General features: G+C 75.0%; 17 protein-coding genes. 7 read left to right on the top strand and 10 right to left on the bottom strand.

Annotated elements, in window-relative coordinates; genetic code table 11:
• Positions 1 to 30: 30 nt before the first annotated feature.
• Positions 31 to 2,409 (bottom strand): ABC transporter ATP-binding protein/permease, encoded by a 2,379-nt coding sequence (locus tag ACPC54_RS19955; protein WP_498966379.1) that lies wholly within the window; start codon positions 2,407 to 2,409, stop codon positions 31 to 33.
• A gap of 323 nt (positions 2,410 to 2,732) precedes the next feature.
• Between ACPC54_RS19955 and ACPC54_RS19960 the strand changes: the two genes are divergently transcribed.
• The gene (locus ACPC54_RS19960) at positions 2,733 to 3,806 is read left to right on the top strand and encodes an acyltransferase (RefSeq protein WP_498966380.1); all 1,074 of its coding nucleotides are present in this window, start codon (positions 2,733 to 2,735) and stop codon (positions 3,804 to 3,806) included.
• A gap of 148 nt (positions 3,807 to 3,954) precedes the next feature.
• On the opposite strand, the gene ACPC54_RS19965 is transcribed toward ACPC54_RS19960, so the two are convergent.
• The 6 genes from ACPC54_RS19965 to ACPC54_RS19990 all read right to left on the bottom strand — a co-directional run bounded on the left by ACPC54_RS19965 (position 3,955) and on the right by ACPC54_RS19990 (position 8,677).
• Positions 3,955 to 4,551: a thiamine pyrophosphate-dependent dehydrogenase E1 component subunit alpha gene (locus tag ACPC54_RS19965; protein WP_498966381.1), complete on the bottom strand. Its 597-nt coding sequence runs from the start codon at positions 4,549 to 4,551 to the stop codon at positions 3,955 to 3,957.
• Positions 4,548 to 5,033: a phytanoyl-CoA dioxygenase family protein gene (locus tag ACPC54_RS19970; RefSeq protein WP_498966382.1), complete on the bottom strand. Its 486-nt coding sequence runs from the start codon at positions 5,031 to 5,033 to the stop codon at positions 4,548 to 4,550. Before ACPC54_RS19970 ends, ACPC54_RS19965 begins: the two co-directional genes overlap by 4 nt.
• A 50-nt stretch (positions 5,034 to 5,083) precedes the next feature.
• Positions 5,084 to 6,058: a 4-hydroxyphenylpyruvate dioxygenase gene (gene hppD, locus ACPC54_RS19975; RefSeq protein ID WP_498966383.1), complete on the bottom strand. Its 975-nt coding sequence runs from the start codon at positions 6,056 to 6,058 to the stop codon at positions 5,084 to 5,086.
• A gap of 55 nt (positions 6,059 to 6,113) precedes the next feature.
• Positions 6,114 to 7,475, bottom strand: a complete 1,362-nt coding sequence (locus tag ACPC54_RS19980; RefSeq protein ID WP_498966385.1) for a beta-ketoacyl-[acyl-carrier-protein] synthase family protein — start codon at positions 7,473 to 7,475, stop codon at positions 6,114 to 6,116.
• Positions 7,472 to 8,212, bottom strand: coding sequence for an AMP-binding protein (locus tag ACPC54_RS19985; protein ID WP_498966387.1), 741 nt, complete (start codon positions 8,210 to 8,212; stop codon positions 7,472 to 7,474). Before ACPC54_RS19985 ends, ACPC54_RS19980 begins: the two co-directional genes overlap by 4 nt.
• A gap of 246 nt (positions 8,213 to 8,458) precedes the next feature.
• Positions 8,459 to 8,677: a hypothetical protein gene (locus ACPC54_RS19990; protein WP_498966388.1), complete on the bottom strand. Its 219-nt coding sequence runs from the start codon at positions 8,675 to 8,677 to the stop codon at positions 8,459 to 8,461.
• 374 nt (positions 8,678 to 9,051) lie between these two features.
• Here ACPC54_RS19990 and ACPC54_RS19995 point away from each other — a divergent pair, with 374 nt between their 5' ends.
• The 5 genes from ACPC54_RS19995 (at position 9,052) to ACPC54_RS20015 (ending at position 13,753) form a co-directional block, all read left to right on the top strand.
• A complete protein-coding gene (locus tag ACPC54_RS19995) occupies positions 9,052 to 9,537 on the top strand; it encodes a hypothetical protein (RefSeq protein ID WP_498966390.1) in 486 nt (161 codons plus the stop codon).
• Positions 9,538 to 9,763: 226 nt separating this feature from the next.
• Positions 9,764 to 10,858, top strand: a complete 1,095-nt coding sequence (locus tag ACPC54_RS20000; protein ID WP_498966391.1) for an alpha-hydroxy acid oxidase — start codon at positions 9,764 to 9,766, stop codon at positions 10,856 to 10,858.
• Between the two features lie 144 nt (positions 10,859 to 11,002).
• Positions 11,003 to 11,374 (top strand): hypothetical protein, encoded by a 372-nt coding sequence (locus ACPC54_RS20005; RefSeq protein WP_498966393.1) that lies wholly within the window; start codon positions 11,003 to 11,005, stop codon positions 11,372 to 11,374.
• Between the two features lie 154 nt (positions 11,375 to 11,528).
• Complete coding sequence (gene lipP1, locus ACPC54_RS20010) at positions 11,529 to 12,467, top strand: LipP1 family hormone-sensitive lipase (protein WP_498966395.1); 939 nt, start codon at positions 11,529 to 11,531, stop codon at positions 12,465 to 12,467.
• Complete coding sequence (locus ACPC54_RS20015) at positions 12,464 to 13,753, top strand: aminotransferase-like domain-containing protein (protein WP_498966396.1); 1,290 nt, start codon at positions 12,464 to 12,466, stop codon at positions 13,751 to 13,753. The genes lipP1 and ACPC54_RS20015 overlap by 4 nt, the downstream gene beginning before the upstream one ends.
• Positions 13,754 to 13,854: 101 nt before the next feature.
• Here ACPC54_RS20015 and ACPC54_RS20020 read toward each other — a convergent pair whose 3' ends face one another.
• The 3 genes from ACPC54_RS20020 to ACPC54_RS20030 form a co-directional block, all read right to left on the bottom strand.
• Positions 13,855 to 14,325: an ABC transporter permease gene (locus ACPC54_RS20020; RefSeq protein ID WP_498966398.1), complete on the bottom strand. Its 471-nt coding sequence runs from the start codon at positions 14,323 to 14,325 to the stop codon at positions 13,855 to 13,857.
• Between the two features lie 731 nt (positions 14,326 to 15,056).
• Positions 15,057 to 15,752: a hypothetical protein gene (locus ACPC54_RS20025; protein WP_498966399.1), complete on the bottom strand. Its 696-nt coding sequence runs from the start codon at positions 15,750 to 15,752 to the stop codon at positions 15,057 to 15,059.
• Positions 15,749 to 16,381, bottom strand: coding sequence for an RNA polymerase sigma factor (locus tag ACPC54_RS20030; protein ID WP_498966401.1), 633 nt, complete (start codon positions 16,379 to 16,381; stop codon positions 15,749 to 15,751). Before ACPC54_RS20030 ends, ACPC54_RS20025 begins: the two co-directional genes overlap by 4 nt.
• A 234-nt stretch (positions 16,382 to 16,615) precedes the next feature.
• Between ACPC54_RS20030 and ACPC54_RS20035 the strand changes: the two genes are divergently transcribed.
• On the top strand, positions 16,616 to 17,443 hold the full coding sequence (locus ACPC54_RS20035) for an SAM-dependent methyltransferase (RefSeq protein WP_498966403.1): 828 nt from the start codon (positions 16,616 to 16,618) through the stop codon (positions 17,441 to 17,443).
• The last annotated feature ends 30 nt before the right edge of the window (positions 17,444 to 17,473 follow it).

Below are 17,473 nucleotides of genomic sequence, written 5' to 3' on the forward strand. Positions count from 1 at the left end.
GCACGAGCCCCTACCGGCCGCCACCGGCCGCTACCGGCGCATGATCGCCGGCTCGTGCCGCCGCAGCAGGCCCAGCACCACCAGCCCGTACGCCGCCGACAGCCCCGGCAGCACCGCCATGCTCAGCAGCCAGCCGGGCCGCTCGTGCCGGAACATCGGGTCGGCGGTGATCGCGGTCGGGAAGATGGCGTGCAGCTCCACCGTGCGGGCCATCGCCGACAGGCCCCAGCGGGACGGGATCAGCCAGGCCAGCTGCTCCAGGCCGGGCACACCGTGCAGTTTGAGCATCAGCCCGCTGAACACGATCTGCACCACGGAGAGCAGCACCAGCAGCGGCATGGTGGCCTCCTCCTTGTCCACCAGTGCCGAGACCACCAAGCCGAGCATCATCGCGGAGAAGGCGAGCAGCGCGACCGCGATGATCAGCTCGGGCAGCTGTGGCATCACCACACCGGTCGGCACCGCGAAGGACAGGTCGACGCCGGCCAGCCCGACCACGGTCAGCACCGCGGCCTGCAGCACCGTGACCGTGCCCAGCACCACCACCTTGGACACCAGGTAGGCCGATCTGGACAGGCCGACCACCCGCTCCCGGCGGTAGATCGCCCGCTCCTTGACCAGCTCGCGCACCGAATTGGCGGAGCCCGTGAGCAGGCCGCCGATGCACAGCGTGAGCAGGCAGTTGACGGCGTTGTCGGGGGAGAGCCGGGAGCCGGCCATCGCCCGGCACATCAGGCCGATCACGAAGGGCAGCACCACCATGATGGTGAGGAAGAGCCGGTCGGCGGCCAGCACCGAGGTGTACCGGCGCACCAGGGTGCCGAGTTGGGCGAACCAGCCCTGGGGCTTCTCCCGCCCGATCGCCGGGGCGGACCGCTCGGCCGGCGGGCGGCCCGGCAGCGCGGGCACCGCCTCGGCCGTGACGTACCGGCGGTACTGAGGGGAGGCGCGGAAGCGCTGCTGCCAGCCGGCGTGGTCCTCGCTCTCGAAGGCCTCGAAGGCCTCCGGCCACTCCTCGAAGCCGAAGAAGGCCAGCGCCTCGCCGGGCGGGCCGTAGTAGGCGGTGCGGCCGCCGGGGGCCAGCACCAGCAGCCGGTCGCAGACGCCCAGGCTCAGCACGCTGTGGGTGACCACGACCACCGTGCGGCCGTCGTCGGCCAGGCCGCGCAGCATGTGCATCACCGAGCGCTCCATGCCCGGGTCCAGGCCGGAGGTCGGCTCGTCCAGGAAGAGCAGCGAGGGTTTGGTGAGCAGTTCCAGGGCGACGCTGACCCGCTTGCGCTGGCCGCCGGAGAGGCTGGCGATCACCTGGTCGGCCCGGCCGTCGAGGCCGAGTTCGTGGATCACCTCGGCGACCCGGGCCTCCCGTTCGTGGTGGGCGGTGTCGCCGGGGAAGCGCAGTTCGGCGGCGTAGGCGAGGGCGCGGCGCACGGTCAGCTGGGTGTGCAGGATGTCGTCCTGCGGCACCAGGCCGATCCGGCGGCGCAGTTCGGCGTAGTCGCGGTAGAGGTCGCGCCCGTCGTACAGCACGGTGCCCTCGTCGGCCGGGCGCAGGCCGGTGAGCGCGTTGAGCAGGGTGGACTTTCCCGCGCCGCTCGGGCCGGCGACGGCCAGCAGGGAGCGTTCGGCGAGCGGGAAGCCGACGTCGTCCAGCAGCACCCGGTGGTCGGGGCCGACCCGGACGACCAGGTGCTGCACGTCCAGGGAGATCTCGCCGGTGTCGGTGTACTCGACCAGCCGGCCGTCGACGAGGCAGAGCGCGGAGTGGCCGATGCCGATCAGGTCGGCCGGGCCGACCGGGGCGCGCTGCACCGGGCGGCCGTTGAGGTAGGTGCCGTTGTGGCTGGCGAGGTCGACGATCTCGTGGCCGCCGCCGGGCAGTTCGCGCAGTTCGGCGTGGTGGCGGGAGACCACCAGGTCGTCCAGGACGAGGTCGTTGTCGTGCGAGCGGCCGATCCGCAGGTTGCGCTCGGGCAGCGGGAGGACGGCGCTGGGGCTGCGGAAGGTGCCGGAGGCCTGCGGGGCGAGCACGGCGGTGCGGTCGCCGGGGGCGAGCCCCGGGACGAGGGCGGGGCCGGGGGCGGGCCGGGCCGGGGCGGCCAGCGTGGCGGCGGGGCCGCTGGACGGATCCCCGAAGCGCAGGTGGGTGCCCGGGCCGACGTCCTCGCTGCGCACCCGGTGGCCGTCGTCGAAGGTGCCGTTGGTGCTGCCGACGTCCTCCAGCAGCCAGTGGTCGTCGACGGCGCGCAGCACCGCGTGGTGCCAGGAGACCCGGGGGTCGTCCAGCACGATCTCGCTGGTCGGGTCGCGGCCGACGTGGTACGCCCGGCCGGGGTCGATCAGCTGGGACCCGGAGTCGGTGAGCAGGACGAGGGGCGGCGCGCTGGGTGCGCCGGGGCGCGCTCCCATGGTCGGAATTCTAGCGGCGCTCCGTGCTCCCGGCCCGTCCGCCGCCCGGCGCCGGACGGGGATTGGACTGGACCACTGGTGAGGCGCGGCACTATCGTTCGGCGTGCCCGCCCGCTGCGCTGCGGGCTGATGGACACCATGCTCGCCGACCTCGCCGTCTCCGTCGGCCTCTACTTCGAGCGGCCGCTGGACGACGACCGGCTCGCCGCCGGACTGGCCCGCGCCCTGGAGCGGGTGCCGGTCTTCGCCGGCCGGCTGCGCACCGAGGGGGACGTGCTGAGCGCGGTCTGTGACGACACCGGCGTACCGCTGGCGTCTGCACCGTGGACGGCACGCTCGCCGAGGCGATGGGCCGGGCGACCGCGACCGGCGCCGAACTGGTCGACCCGGTGGACGCCCGGGCCGCCCGGCTCGGCGGCGCCCCGCTGCTCACCGTACGGGTCACCCGCACCGCGGACGGCGGGACGGTGCTCGGCTGCTCCTGGCACCACGCGGTCGGCGACCTGCACAGCTTCGTCCTGCTGCTGCGGATCTGGTCCGCGGCGGTCGAGGGCGAGCCCCTGGAGGAGGGCGAACTCGTCGACGACCAGGACGCGTTGCTGGACCGCGTGGTGCCGGAGCGGGACTGCGGGCGGCCCGGCTTCCGGATCCCCACTGCGGCGGAGGCGGAGCTGCTGGCCCGCGAGGTGGCGGCCGCCCCGCGCGCCAACCGGGTGGTGCAGGTCCACTTCGGCGAGGACGAAGTGCGCCGGATGCGCGAGGAGCTCAGCGCGGCGGCCGGGCGCCGGCTGTCCGCCGGGGACGTGCTCTGCGCCCATCTGCTGAGCACCCTGCGGGAGTTGGACGGCGACCGGGCCGAGCGGATGCTCACCGTCCCGGTCAACGCCCGCCGCTGGCTGGGCCTGCCGCCCGCGCTGGTGGGCAACCTGCTGAGCGAGGTGCACCTGCCGCACCAGCCCGAGGACGGGCCGGCCGCGCTGGCCGGGGCGCTGCGGGCGGCGGTCGAGGACTTCCCGGCCGCCCACCTCAACCTGCGTGCCAACCTGGACTTCCTGGCCGCGCTCGGCCGGTCCCGGCTGGGCGCGTGCGTGCCGCTCGGCTTCGACCCGGCGGCCCGCCGGTTCACCTTCTCCAACTGGAACCGCTTCGGTGTCTACCGGCTGAGCTTCCAGGGCCAGCGGCCGGTGTTCTTCAGTCCGGCGGCGAACTATCCGCTGCCCTGGGTGAGTTGGGCGGTCGAGGGGTTCGGCGGCAACGGCTTCCTGAGCACCGTGGTGCTGCCCGCCCGGCTCGCCGCCCGGGTGCGCGGGGCGGACGGCCGGGCGGCACTGCACCGCTTCCGGGCGGCGGACGACGAACTGCCCGCCCTGGCCGCCGCCGTGCCCAGGGTGATCTGACGCGACCGGACGGGCCTTCAGGACTCCCTGGCCACCGCCCGCAGCGCGTGGCGCAGCTGCTCCCGGGAGGGCTGCAGGGCGCGGTCGAGGGCCGGGGCGAAGGGCAGGACGGCGCCGTCCGGGCGGGTGATCCGCCGGGGCGGGGCGATCAGCCGCAGCTCCTCGGCCCGGTGGCGGCGGGCAGGGTGGTGGCGTAGCCGTTGTTCTCGCAGACGAACACCACCGGCAGGCGCCACATCGCGGCGAGGTTGAGCGATTCCAGCAGCACGCCCTGGTTGAGCGCGCCGTCGCCGAAGAAGGCGACGGCCACCGAGGCGCTGCGGGCCTGCTTGGCCGCCCAGGCGGCGCCGACCGCGATCGGGGCGCCGGCGCCGACCATGCCGTTGGCGCCGAGGATGCCGAGCGCGAGGTCGGCGGCGTGCATCGAGCCGCCCCGGCCCCGGTTCAACCCGTCGACGCGGCCCGCGAGTTCGGCGAGCAGCCGGCCCGGGTCGACGCCCCGGGCGAGGACGTGGCCGTGGCCGCGGTGGGTGCTGGTCAGCCGGTCGGCCGGGCCGAGCGCCGAGCAGACGCCGACCGCGACGGCCTCCTGCCCGATGTACGGGTGGATGCCGCCGGGGATGGCGCCGGACTTCACCAGGGCGAGGGCCAGTTCCTCGAAGCCGCGGATCAGCCGCAGTGCCCGGTAGCGCTCGGCGGGCCCGCCCAGCGGCAGCGGCACGACGGGGGAGGCGGGCGCGGTCACAGCGCCCCTCGCCAGAGGGTCGGGCAGTCCTCCGAGCTGGAGGTCTGCCAGTAGTGCTTGTCGAAGTGCCAGGGCACCCGGTTGGTGGGCTCCTCCGGCGCCGGGGGCTTGTGGATCAGGGTGGACTGGACGACCCTGATCTCCCCGGCGCCGGCCAGGAGCGCGGCCACCGCGCCGACCAGCGGCTTGCGCAGGATCGCGCCGATCGCGTCACTCTCGTAGTGGACGTAGTCGTTGTGCCGCTGGACGGGGCCGTGCGCGGGCTCCCAGGAGGCCAACCGGGGCGGCCGGAGCGGGAGTTCGCGATCGCGTCGGCCCTCGTAGTACCGGTCGGCCGCGGCCTGCAGACCGTCCAGCTCCTCGTCGGTGAAGAGCTTGCGGGACAGGTACCAGCCGTGCTCGCGGTAGTGCGCCACCTCGTCGGGGGTGGGCAGCAGGGCGAGGTCGGCCGCGGAGAGCCGGAACTCGGCGACGGTGGTCACGCTGGGGTTTCCTTCTCGTTCAGGTGCGGGTCACGGGGTGACCCACCCGGTCACGAGGTCGTCCGCTCGACGGCCTCGTACAGGGCCTTGATGTTGGAGCTGCCGAAGGTGGTGGCGCCCTGGCGCTCGATCAGCTCCATGAAGTAGGTACGCCGGGGGTGGGTGGAGCGGGCGAAGATCTGGAACAGCTGGCCGCCGTGGTCCTGGTCGACGAGCACGTGCAGGTCGCGCAGGGTCTCCACCGGGATGGCCGTGTCGCCGAGGCGCTCGGTCAGCAGGTCGTAGTAGGCGCCCGGGGTGGTCAGGAACTCCACGCCCCGGGAGCGGACGGTGCGCACGGCGGTGTCGATGTCGGAGGTGCTGAAGGCCAGGTGCTGCACGCCCGCGCCGCCGTGGGAGGCGAGGAACTCGTCGATCTGGCCGAGCCGGCGGGAGGCGTCGGGCTCGATGATGGTGAAGGTGACCCCGCCGGACGGGCTCTGCACGACCATGGAGTCCATGGCCTGCGAGCCGACCTCGATGTACTCGCCGAAGATCATGTCGAAGCCGAGCGCGGCCTCGCAGAACTTCACCGAGTCGGCGAGCCGGCCCGCCGGGACGCAGATCGCCACGTGGTCGAGCTCGTCCAGCAGCCGGGGCCGGTCGGAGGGCGCGTCCTCGCGCAGCGGGACGAGGCGCAGGGCGGTGTCGCCGAAGCCGGCGATCAGCCCGCCCTCGCGGTCCAGGACGCGGGCGCCGTGCCGCTCGGCGCGCGCCAGGGCGGCCTCCGGGTCGCTGCAGCCGAGGGCGAGCGCGGCGACGCCGTCCCCGTGCCGGGCGACGTAGGCGGCCACCGGGTGGTCGGGGGAGACCGCCGAGCTCAGGTGCAGGCGGATCGACCCCTGGTGCAGCGCGATCGTGCGGGCGCCGTCCGGCGTGTTCACCGGTGCGTCGGCGGTGAAGCCGTAGTCCGCGGTCAGGCTCGCCGCGGTCTTGTCGGCGTCGTCGCAGTGGAACTCGACGTGGGCGATGGTCTGGATGGACATCGGGATCTCCCCCCGGAAGAACGACAGGTCGGATGACCGGCGGTCCGGGGGCCGCTCAGTCGTCGGCCGGCCGGGCTGCCGGGTGGTGCGGTGGATCGGGAGGCGCGGTGGTCGCGCCGCGGTCGTGCGGCATCGCCGGCGGGCGGTCCCGTCGGTGAGCGGTGCGGGTCGTGCGGGTGGACGGCGGGCCGAGGACCAGGCTCAGGTTGTGGCCGCCGAAGGCGAACGCGTTGGTCAGGGCCGCACGCGGCGTGGTGATCCGGGCGGTGCCGCGGACGTGGTCGAGGTCGCAGGCCAGGTCGGGGTCGGTGAGGTTGAGCGTCGGGGGGAGGGCCCCCCGCGACAAGGCCAATGTAGTCACGACGGCCTCCAAAGAGCCCGCCGCGCCGAGCAGATGACCGGTTGCTGACTTGGTGGAGCTGACGGCCGGTCCGTTCGTGCCGAACACGGACTTCACCGCCGCGGCCTCGGCCGCGTCACCGAGCCGGGTGCCGGTGCCGTGGGCGTTCAGGTAGCCGATGTCGCCTGGCAGCAGGCCGGCGTCGGCGACCGCGGCGCGCATCGCGTCGGCCGCGCCCGTCCCGTCCGGGCGGGGCATGGTCGGGTGGTGGGCGTCGGTGGAGGCGCCCCAGCCGATCACGTTCGCGTAGCCGGCGGCGCCGCGCGCGTCGGCGTGCCCGGCGCGCTCCAGGACGAGGACGGCGCTGCCCTCGCCCAGGACGAAGCCGTTGCGCCGCGCGTCGAACGGCCGGCTCGCCTGCCGGGGGTCGTCCCAGCCCTGGGCGAGGGCCCGGGCGTTGGTGAAGGCGGCGGCGATCGTCGGGCGCAGCGAGGACTCGCTCCCGCCGCAGACCACCACGTCGGCGTCCCCTGCGCGGATCAGCCGCAGTCCCTCGGCGACCGCCTGGGCGCCGGCCGCGCAGGCCGTCACCACGGCCGAACTGTAGCCCCGGATACCGTGCTTGATGGCGATCCGGGCGGTGGCCATGTTCGAGAGCATGCCCGGCAGCAGGTACGCGCTGACGCCCGGGCGGCCGCGCTCCAGACGGCGGTGCGACTGCTGCTCGAAGGTCTCCAGCCCGCCGCCCCCGGTGGCCAGCACCACGGCGGTGCGGTGCGGGTCCGCGTCCCGGCCCACCACCAGCCCGGCGTCGGCGAGCGCGTCGTCGGCGGCGGCCAGGGCGAGCAGCACGAAGCGGTCCACGCAGCGGGTCTCGGTGGGCGGCAGCACCTCCCGACCGTCCACGGCGGGCGCGATCCCGGCGGCGGGCAGCCAGCCGTGCGCGGGGTGGCCCGCGGGCACGGCGCCGATGCCGGAGCGGCCCGCGACCAGCGCCTCGAACACCTCGGCGGCTCCCCGGCCGAGCGGCGAGAGCACGCCGAGGCCGGTGACGACGGCCCTCTCCCAAATGCTCACGCGCCCACCGCCGCGCGGCGCAGGGACTCCAGGTGCCGCTGCCGGAGCAGGACCTTGCGGACCTTGCCGGTCGGGCCGAGCGGGATCTCGTCGCCCGAGACCACCAGCACCCGCCGGACGGTCGCGGCGGCGGCCGCGTCCAGGGCGGCGAGCACCGCCGCCGTCCGGTCGGCGGCCGAGTCGGCGCCCTCGGCGGGGATCAGCAGGACGTCGGTGACCACCCGGTCGCCGTCGCGGACCGTGACCACCGTGCAGTCCAGCACGTCGGGGCAGGCGGCCAGCACCCGCTCCTCCGACATGGCGGTGAACAGCCTGCGGCCGCCGCCGAGGTCCACCGCGTCGGCGGCCCGGTCGACGTGGTAGTAGTAGCCGTCCTCGTCCCGGAACATCAAGTCGCCGGTCAGGAAGCTGCCACGGAGGCGGGTGCGGAAGGTGGCGGCGGAGTCGTTCCAGTAGCCGAGCGCCAGGGTCGGGGAGGAGGTGGCGAGCTCGCCGACCTCGCCGGGGCCGAGCGGCTCGCCGTCCGGGCCGACCACCGCGCAGTCGACGAACGCGTGCGGGCGGCCGACGCAGCGCCCGTAACGCTCGGTGCCCGGGCCGTGGGTGATGAAGAAGTGCGAGTGGCCCATCTCGGTGGAGCCGAGTCCGTCGACGAACAGCGAACCGGGCTCCCGGGTGCGGCCGGCGCGGGTGACGGTCTCCCGGCTGCCCGTGGCGATCAGCCGGCGGATGTGCACCTCGTGCGCGCAGTCGCCGGTGTTCCACCAGAGCGCGACGGAGCTCTCAGGTCCCGGGCGGCCAGGACGTTGCCGGCGCCGACGTCGGGGTCGTCCGCGAGCTGGGTGCGGAGACTGCGGATGGTCACGGGGCGGTTCCCTCTCAGGGGCGGGGCGGGGCGGGGTGGGGCTTCGTGCTCGGCGGAGGAGGCGCGGGAGAGGAGGCGCGGGAGCGGTGGAGCGGCCGGTGCGCCGGCCTGCGGCGGGTCAGCCCGGGTGCTCCGCCAGTAGGACGGCGACGGCCCGGTGGCCGTCCGCCGTGGCCTCGGCGGCGATGAGCAGGACGTGGTCGGCGTCGCCGTCCGCGAGGAGCAGCGCGGCGGCGTCGAGCGCGTCCGCCGGGACCTCTCCGGGGACGGCCTCGGCCGGGCGGATCGCCACGACGGGGCCGGTGAGGCTCCAGCGGGCGGCGAGGTGCCCGAGCACGGCGTTCGGGCTGGACTGGAAGAACAGCAGGGGTGCGGTGCGCCGCCCGGGTCCGGCGGCCTGGTCGATGGCCCGCGCGGTGGCGCGGTCGCCGCTCGCACTGGCGAGCAGCAGGGCGGTGCGTCCCGGCGCGGGCGGCTCGCCGTGGTGGGCGCGCAGGCAGCGGTCGGGGGTGTCGGCGACGGCCGGGTTGAAGCCGGAGGCGGCGAACCCGGGCAGCGGTGGCGGCTGCTCGGGCAGGCCCGGTGCGGGCCGGCCGCGTCGGCGAGCAGCGTGCCGGTGCGGCCGGCGCTGAACGGGCGCCCCCGCCCGGGAAGTCCACCAGCCTGCGGTAGCAGTCGAGTTCGCGGACCAGGTCGGCGGCGGTGCGGGCGATGACCTTGGCCGGCCCGGTGGAGCCGGAGCTGAGCTGGACCAGGGCGTGCCCGGTGGCGGCCGGCCGCCCGCCCGGCAGTGCGACGGCCCGCGGTTCGGCCTCGGCGAAGCCGCGCAGCGCCGCGGTCGGCCGGTGGGCGGAGCCCACCAGCAGCTGCGGGGCCAGCCGCGTCACCGCCGCGTCGATCTCGTGGTCGGTCAACCGGTGGTCGAGCAGGGCGACTTGGGCGCGCAGTCGCCAGCAGGCCAGCGGGCCAGCAGGCCAGCAGGACCGCGACGAACGCGACCGAGGGCGGCAGGCGCAGTGCGGCCGTCCCGCCGGGGCGCAGGCCGGCGGCGGTCAGGCGGTCGCACTGCTCGTCGACGAGCGCGCGCAGGGCCGCCCGGTCGAGCGACGCGCCGAGGTTCAGGCACTCCTCGTCCCCGGGGCCCGCCAGCAGCAGGGCGTCGACCCAGTCGTCCGGGGCGTCGGCGTGCGGCGGTGAGGAAGGAGATGCTGGAGGGGAGGGGGAGGAAAAGGGGGTCAACACCGCTCCACGCAAGTGAGAGGATTTGACATGAGCGTCGCTCAGAATCACAACGGTCAATTCCGTTGCCAGACATTGGTACAGACGTTTGGTCAAATCAAGGTCTATACCAATGTGACCGTTGCTCATACGCTGCCGAACCAGGACCGGCCCGGATGCGGCCGTCCGGAGAATGAGGATCCACGTGGGAACACTTGACCTGGCCGGGATCGAGAGCGCGGCGCGCGCCCGCGTCGCACAGGACATCTGGGACTTCGTCGAAGGCGGCAGTGGTGCGGAACGCACCCTCGCGGCCAACCGGAAGATCTTCGACCGCTACGCCCTGCGGCCGCGCACCATGGTCGACGTCTCGACCTGCGAACTCGGGCTGACACTGCTCGGCAGCCGGCTCGAAACGCCGATCGGGATCGCCCCGATGGCCTACCACCGGCTGGTCGACGAGGAGGGCGAGACCGCCACCGCCCAGGGCGCCGGACGGGCCGGCGCCCTCTTCGTCGCCGGAATGTTCGCCAGCCGGACCCTGGAGGAGATCGCCAAGGCCGCCACCGGCCCGCTCTGGCTGCACCTGTACTGGCTGCGCGACCGCGCCGCCCTCGCCGCCCTGGTCGAACGCGCCGAGGCGGCCGGCTTCGGCGCGCTGGTCCTGACCGTGGACGCGCCCAGGATCGGCCGCCGGCTGCGCGACCAGCGCAACGGGTTCGCCGTCCCCCCGCACGTCCGCGCCGTCAACCTGGACGCCGGCCTGATGGCCGCCAGTCACCGTTCCGAGGGCGGCAGTTCGAGCATCGCCGAGCACGCCCGGCAACAGTTCGACCCCACCCTGACCTGGGCGGACCTCGGCTGGCTGCGGGCCCGCACCCGGCTGCCGATCGTCCTCAAGGGCATCCTCACCGCCGAGGACGCCCGGCTCGCCGTCGAGCACGGCGTCGACGCCGTCGTGGTCTCCAACCACGGCGGCCGCCAACTCGACGGCGCCATACCCGCGCTGGCCGCGCTCCCGGAGGTGGCCGAGGCCGTCCCGGCCGAACTCCCGGTGCTGTTCGACGGCGGTGTGCGCACCGGCACCGAGGCCGCCATCGCCCTCGCCCTCGGCGCCCGCGCCGTCCTGGTCGGCCGCCCGGTGTTCTGGGGCCTCGCCGCCGGGGGAGCGGACGGCGTGCACCAGGTCCTCGACCTGCTGCGCGACGAACTGGACCACACCATGGCCCTGTTGGGCCGCCCCCGGCTCGCCGATCTGGACCGCACCGCCGTCACCGACTGGCCCTGCCCGACCGACTGACCCGCGGCCGCCCGACCCGCGGCCGCCCGACCGCGCTCCGGATCCGCGAACGGCTTTCGACCGGCACCGCCCGCGAAACCGATTCGCCTCCGAACCGCCGAACCGGAGCGCGGTCCGGCCACGCACTCCTGAAAAGAGGCCCGGATGTCCGAACCGAACGCCCGCTTCCCCGGCTGGGATTGGGACCACCCCGACGACCTGGCCGTTCGGCTGGACGAATTCAGCGCGGACGTGGCCACCTGCAAGGAACTGACGGCACATCCCGGGCCGCTTCCGCGCACCCACGCCGAATTCACCGAAATCGGCGTGACCGGAATAGAGTTCGCCGCATTCCGGACCGCCCACCCGGCCGGCCTCGGCACCGACCTCGCCACCCTGCGCGGCCCCGACGCCGCCACCGAACCCGGCACCCTCTACCGGGTCGACGGCGACCGGCAGGGCGCGTGTCCGGAAGTTGCAGATCTCGACACGGCGTTCCGAACGGATGAGACGATCTACGTCGAGGCCGACCGCTGACCTCGAACCGCTGAACGAGGACCATCGAGCCCGCCTCGCCGACCACGTGGTCCGCGCGGACCACGCGGACCACCGGAAATGCACCGCCGCACACGCACTGCCGAACGCGAACCGCCGAACGCGGACCAGACCGTCCCACCGAACGGGATTGCCCATGCCCCTGCACCCCCAGGCCGAGGCCTTCCGCGCCCGGCGCGCGAGAAGCGGCGCACCACCGCTCTACGCCCTCACCCTGGCCGAGGCGCGCGCCGCCGACCTCGCGGAGATCCGTGCCGCCGCCGGCACGCCCGAGCCGGTCGCCGCGGTGGAGGAGCACCGCTTCCGCGGGCCCGGCGGCGGCGAACTCGCCCTGCGGCTCTACCGCCCCGAGCCGCCCGGCCGCCGACTTCCCGCCCTGCTCTACCTGTTCGGCGGCGGCTGGACGCTCGGCTCGCCCGACACCAGCGACGCGATCTGCCGCAGCCTGGCCAACGCCGCCGGCTGCGTCACCGCCTCGGTCGGTTACCGCCTCGCTCCCGAGCACCCGTTCCCCGCCGCGCTGCACGACTGCCGCGCGGCCCTGCTCCGACTCGTCGAGCACGCCGAGGAGTTCGGCATCGACCCGGACCGCCTCGCGGTCGGCGGCGACAGCGCCGGCGGCAACCTCACCGCCGCCCTCACCCTGCTGCTGCGCGCCGAGGGCGGCCCCGCGCTGCGCCACCAGCTGCTGGTCTACCCCAACACCGACCACGCCGCCGACACCCCCTCGCTGCGCGACCACGACGACCCGGTGCTGTTCAACCGCCGCTCGGTCGCCTGGTACTGGGGCCACTACCTGGCCGACCCGGCGGACGGCGCCAGCCCGAACGCCTCCCCGCTGCGCGCCGCCACCCTGGCCGGCCTGCCGCCCGCCACCGTCCTCACCGCCGAGTACGACCCGCTGCGCGACGAGGGCGAGCAGTACGCCCGGGCGCTGCGCGCCGCCGGGGTCCCGGTGGACCTGCGCCGCTACGACGGCGTGCCGCACGGATTCTTCGCCATGACCGACACCCTGGACGCCGCCGCCGACGCCCAGGCCTACGCCGCCGGACGCCTGCGGGAGGCACTGAGATGACCCACCTCGACCTGAACGACCTGCACGCCTCGCTCAGCGAGCCGCTGCTGGACGCGATGACCTTCCTCAACGAGGTCACCACGCGCTACCCCGACGCCGTCTCCTTCGCCCCGGGCCGCCCCTACGAGGGATTCTTCGAACCCGAGGACGTCGGCCGCCACCTGGACACCTACCTGGCCCACCTGGCCGAGCGCGGCCTGAGCCGCGACGCCGTGCGCACCGCGCTGTTCCAGTACGGCCCCACCAAGGGCATCGTCGCCGACCTGGTCGCCCGCACCCTGGCCAACGACGAGGGCCTGGACGTCGCCCCCGAGTCCCTGGTGATCACCGTCGGCGCCCAGGAGGGCATGCTGCTCGTCCTGCGCGCGCTCTGCGCCGGGCCGGACGACGTGCTGCTGGTCAGCTCGCCCTGCTACGTCGGCATCACCGGCGCCGCCCGGCTGCTGGATCTCACCACCCGGCCCGTCCCCGAGAGCCCGGACAGCGGCCCCGACCCGGAGGCCGTCCGCGCCGCCGCCCGGGCCGTGCGCGCCGAGGGCCGCCGCCCGCGCGCCCTCTACGTCGTCCCGGACTTCGCGAACCCCTCCGGCGCCAGCATGCCGCTCGAAGCCCGCACTCGGCTGCTGGAGGTCGCCGCCGAGGAGGGCCTGCTGATCATCGAGGACAACCCGTACGGCTTCTTCGCCCGCACCCCGGGCGAGCGGCCCACCCTCAAGGCGCTGGACCGCGACCGGCGGGTGGTCTACCTCGGCTCCTTCGCCAAGACCTGCTTCCCCGGCGCCCGCCTCGGCTACGTCGTCGCCGACCAGGAGGTGACGGCGCCCTGCGGGCGCGGCAGCCTGCTCGCCGACGAACTGGCCAAGCTGAAGAGCATGACGACGGTCAACACGCCCGCGCTCAGCCAGGCGGTGATCGGCGGCATGCTGCTGGCGTACGACTGCCGGCTGCGGGACGCCAACGCCGCTGCCATCGCGCACTACGCGGCCGGCATGGACACCCTGCTGCGGGAGCTGGAACGGCACTTCCCCGCCTCCGCCCGGCGCAACCTCGGCGTCTCCTGGAACCGGCCGGAGGGCGGCTTCTTCGCCGTGATGACCGTCCCCTTCGTCGCCGACGACGCCGCCATGGAGCGCTGCGCCCGCGAGTACGGGGTGCTGTGGACGCCGATGGCGCCGTTCTACCCGACCGGCGGCGGGGAGCGCCGGCTGCGGCTCTCGATCAGCGCGCTGACGCAGACTCAGATCGTCGACGGTGTCGCCAAGTTGGCGGCTTTCATCAACTCCTGAGGCGGGCGCGCCGCGCAGGGCGGGGACGCGTTCGGGGGGCCCGGCCGCCGCACAGCGGCCGGGCCCCTCGGGGTGACGAGCGCAGGTCCCGACCGGGAGCCTCAGCGCACCCGGATGGAGAACAGCCGGGCCGACCAGTACACCGCCAGGACGGTCATCAGCACGACCACCAGCAGCCCCTGCCACACCGCCGGGTCCCCGGCGTGCCCGGAGAACAGCGCGCGCATGCCCTCCACCGCCCAGTAGAAGGGGTTCCACCGGGCGGCCCGCTGCAGCCAGTCCGGCGCCAGGGTGAGCGGCAGCAGCACCCCGGAGAGCAGCGCGATCGGCTGCGCGAGGGTGTTCACCACCGGCGCCATCGCGGCGTCGGTCGGCACCATCAGCGCGATGCCGAACGAGATCGCCGAGGTCATCAGCGCCAGCAGCCCCAGCAGCAGGTAGGCGAGCAGCAGGTTCAGCGGGCTGACCCGCAGCCCGAACGGCAGCGCGATCAGGGCGATCAGGACGGCCTGCACCAGCAGCGCCACCGTCTCCCGCAGTGCCCGCCCGAGCAGCAGCGCCAGCCGGCTCACCGGGGGTGACCCGGGAGCGCTCGATGATCCCGGCCTTCAGCTCGCCGAGCAGGCTGAAGCCGGTGAACAGCCCGCCGAAGACGCACAGCACCGCCAACAGGCCCGGCACGTAGACCTGGTAGGCGTCGGCTCGACGCCGGGCTGGTCGGCGCGCGGCCGCCGGCCCAGCCCTTCACCGGCCTGTGGGCGCGCCTCGCCGAGCAGCTGCCGCGGCAGCGGCCCGTCCTGGCGGCCGGGTACGACCGCCGCCTCGGGGTGCTCAGTACCCTGGTGTTGCCATGACCGACATCGCGATCTGCTTCATCGACACCGACCAACCCGCGCCCGTCGTGGGCGCGTTGTGGCAGCTGCTGGACGCCGGGGAGCGGGCCCGGGCGGGCCGGGCGGACGGCGTGCTGAGCTCCCGCTTCACCGTGGTGCGCGGCGCCGTGCGGCAGTTGGTGGCCGCCCGGCTCGGTGTGCGCCCGGCCGAGGTGGTCTGGCGGCTCGGGCCGCAGGGCAAGCCGGAGCCGGCCGGGGGCGGCGGGCTGCGGGTCAGCTGGTCGGCGTCCGGCCCGCTCGCGGTGCTGGCCCTGGCCGAGCGACACCGCGATGGTCCCGCACCGCCATGTCGTCCGGTGCGCGACCGCGGACGGCGAGCAGGTCCGGGCCGGCAGCGGACGGGACGAGGGGATCGTCGCCCGCGTGGCCGCGCTCACCTGAACGGATGGCCGCGGGCGGCGGCGGGCCACTCACCCCGACGAGTCCTCGGCGTCCGCGAGCCCCCGCGCCGGACCCTCCGCACCCGCCGAGGCCGCCCCGGAGGTGAGCCCCCACGGGCTCGGCACCTCCTGCTCGTCCCCGCCCTGCACCGGCAGCCGGTCGATCACCGCGACCAGGGCGGCCGGCAGCTGCGGCGCCAGCCAGTGGTGCACCCGGGAGAGGATGTCGCGCCGCGAACGGTCCGGCAGCAGCGGTCGGTTCATCCGCAACGGCCCCGGCCCCGGCGGGCGTTCGGTGGCCGCAAGCTGGTCCGACCAGGCCCGCCAGTAGTCGGCGTCGTCCGTCTCGCCCAGCGTCAGGTGGTGCAGGTGCAGGCAGTACGCGGCCGTCCCGCTGCCGGAGCCGGCCGCGAAGCGCCACCAGAACTCGGCGCCCTCGGCCCGTCCGGTGGCGTAGAGCAGCGCGCCGAACACCTCCGCCCCCTCCGGCTGGATCCGGCGGGCGTTGACCAGCAGGTCGAGGCCGTGCGAGGCCTCCGGCGCGCCGAGCACCAGGGCGACGACCAGGCCGAGTTCGAACGCCGCCTGCTCGTGCTCGGACGGCAGGTGCGCGGGGGCGGCGGTGATCCGCGCCTGGCGCAGGGCGGCGATCCGCTCGGCGTGCGGCCGCTCCGGCCGGGGCACCCGGACCTCCGCGGGCCCGGCATCCGTCGCGTCGCGGTTCACAACTCACCCTCCCGGTCCGGTAGTTCCCGCACGCCGAGGCGGCGGGCCAGCCGCTCCCTGGCGTGCCGCAGGTTGGAGTGCACGGTGGCCACCGGCCGGCCGAGGTAGGCGCCGATGACCTTGACATGCAGCCCCAGCAGGTAGCGCAGGATCACCACGTCCCGTTGCCGGTCGGGCAGTTCGAGGATCGCCGCGTACAGTCGCACCTCGTCGGCCTCGCTGTGCAGCAGCCCGTTCGCCACCTGCTTGAACGCGCCGATCACCGCTGCGAAGGTGACCGCCTCGACCGCGACCGGTTCCTCGCCGGCCACCCAGTCGGCGATGTGCCGGTTCGCCAACCGCCAGGCGTACGCGGCCGGTTCCTCGAAGCGCAGCACCTGTGGCCAGCACCGGGACAGGTCGCCCTTGACCGCCCCGACCACCAGGGCCGCGTCCGTCCGATTTCCTGTCCTGGTCAACGCCAGGGCGTGCCAAGCCGGTTCGTGCGTCTCGCAGAACGCGGCGTAGGTGAGGTCCGGCCGCAGTACGGTGTCCGGCCCGGCCGTCCGTTCCGGCCACGCCCGGACGGGTCCGTCCAGGGCCGTCCCGCCGTGGCGGCCGCGCTCGGCGGCACCCCTGTCGATCGTCATCGCGCCTGCTTTCCGCGGCAGTCGGCCGCACGCCTGGCCGCCCGGGGTCGGGCTGTCGAGGCCCATCCTCACGGCAGCGGCTCCGTCACTCCAGGCCGCGAACGGAAGACGGATTGTCATCTCGTCGTACTCATCTGCCTCCGCCTCCGGGCCGAGTGCCGGACCGGTACCGTGGGCAGCCATGGGAGCGTCCGGGCCCGCGAACCGTGCGGCCCGAAGGCCGAGGGGGCCGGAATGAACCGCTACGACGGAGTCGACCTGCGGCTGAACGTGCCGCACTCGGCCCGGATGTACGACTACTACCTCGGCGGCTGCACCAACTTCGCGGCCGACCGCGAAGCCGCCGGCCACGCCCTCGCCGTCGCCCCCTGGGCGCGCTCCGCCGCCCGCGCCAACCGCTCCTTCATGCACCGCGCCACCCGCGCCCTCGCCCGGGCCGGGATCGACCAGTTCCTCGACATCGGCACCGGCATCCCGACCCCGCCCAACCTGCACGAGATCGCCCAGGGCGTCGACCCGCGCGCCCGCGTCGTCTACGCCGACAACGACCCGATCGTCCTCGCGCACGCCCAGGCCCTGCTCACCGGCACCCGCGAGGGCCGCACCGCCTACGTGGAAGCGGACGTCACCGACCCCGGGCGGCTGCTCGACGCGCCCGGCCTGCGCGCGACCATCGACCTCGACCGCCCCGTCGCGCTCTCCCTGATCGCCCTGCTGCACTTCGTGCCCGACGCCCGCGGCGCGTATGGGATCGTCGAGCACTTCAAGTCCGCCCTCGCCCCCGGCAGCGCGCTCGTGATCAGCCACGTCACCCCCGAGTTCACGCCCGAGGACATCGACCGGGTGGTCCGGGTCTACGCCGCCGCCGGCACCGCCGTCCAGGCGCGCACCCGCGCCGAGGTCACCCGCTTCTTCGACGGCTGGACCCTGCTCGACCCCGGCGTCGTCCCCACCCCCGAGTGGCGGCCCACCCCGGCCGACCCCCCGGTCGCGGCCGCCGACGCCGCCCAGTACGCGGGGGTGGCGATCGCGGCCCGAAACGCCGCCGAGCCGCTCCGCTGACGAACCGTCCGGCCCCGTCCGGCGTCTCCT

The organism is Kitasatospora sp. NPDC094028, from assembly GCF_049543595.1.
Taxonomy (GTDB): domain Bacteria; phylum Actinomycetota; class Actinomycetes; order Streptomycetales; family Streptomycetaceae; genus Kitasatospora.

Coding starts and splice junctions, on each gene's coding strand:
- ACPC54_RS20030 (WP_498966401.1), bottom strand. CDS start 16,381: ATGACGATCGACAGGGGTGCCGCCGAGCGCGGCCGCCACGGCGGGACG.
- hppD (WP_498966383.1), bottom strand. CDS start 6,058: ATGTCCATCCAGACCATCGCCCACGTCGAGTTCCACTGCGACGACGCC.
- ACPC54_RS19955 (WP_498966379.1), bottom strand. CDS start 2,409: ATGGGAGCGCGCCCCGGCGCACCCAGCGCGCCGCCCCTCGTCCTGCTC.
- ACPC54_RS20005 (WP_498966393.1), top strand. CDS start 11,003: ATGTCCGAACCGAACGCCCGCTTCCCCGGCTGGGATTGGGACCACCCC.
- ACPC54_RS19995 (WP_498966390.1), top strand. CDS start 9,052: ATGACCTTGGCCGGCCCGGTGGAGCCGGAGCTGAGCTGGACCAGGGCG.
- ACPC54_RS20035 (WP_498966403.1), top strand. CDS start 16,616: ATGAACCGCTACGACGGAGTCGACCTGCGGCTGAACGTGCCGCACTCG.
- lipP1 (WP_498966395.1), top strand. CDS start 11,529: ATGCCCCTGCACCCCCAGGCCGAGGCCTTCCGCGCCCGGCGCGCGAGA.
- ACPC54_RS20015 (WP_498966396.1), top strand. CDS start 12,464: ATGACCCACCTCGACCTGAACGACCTGCACGCCTCGCTCAGCGAGCCG.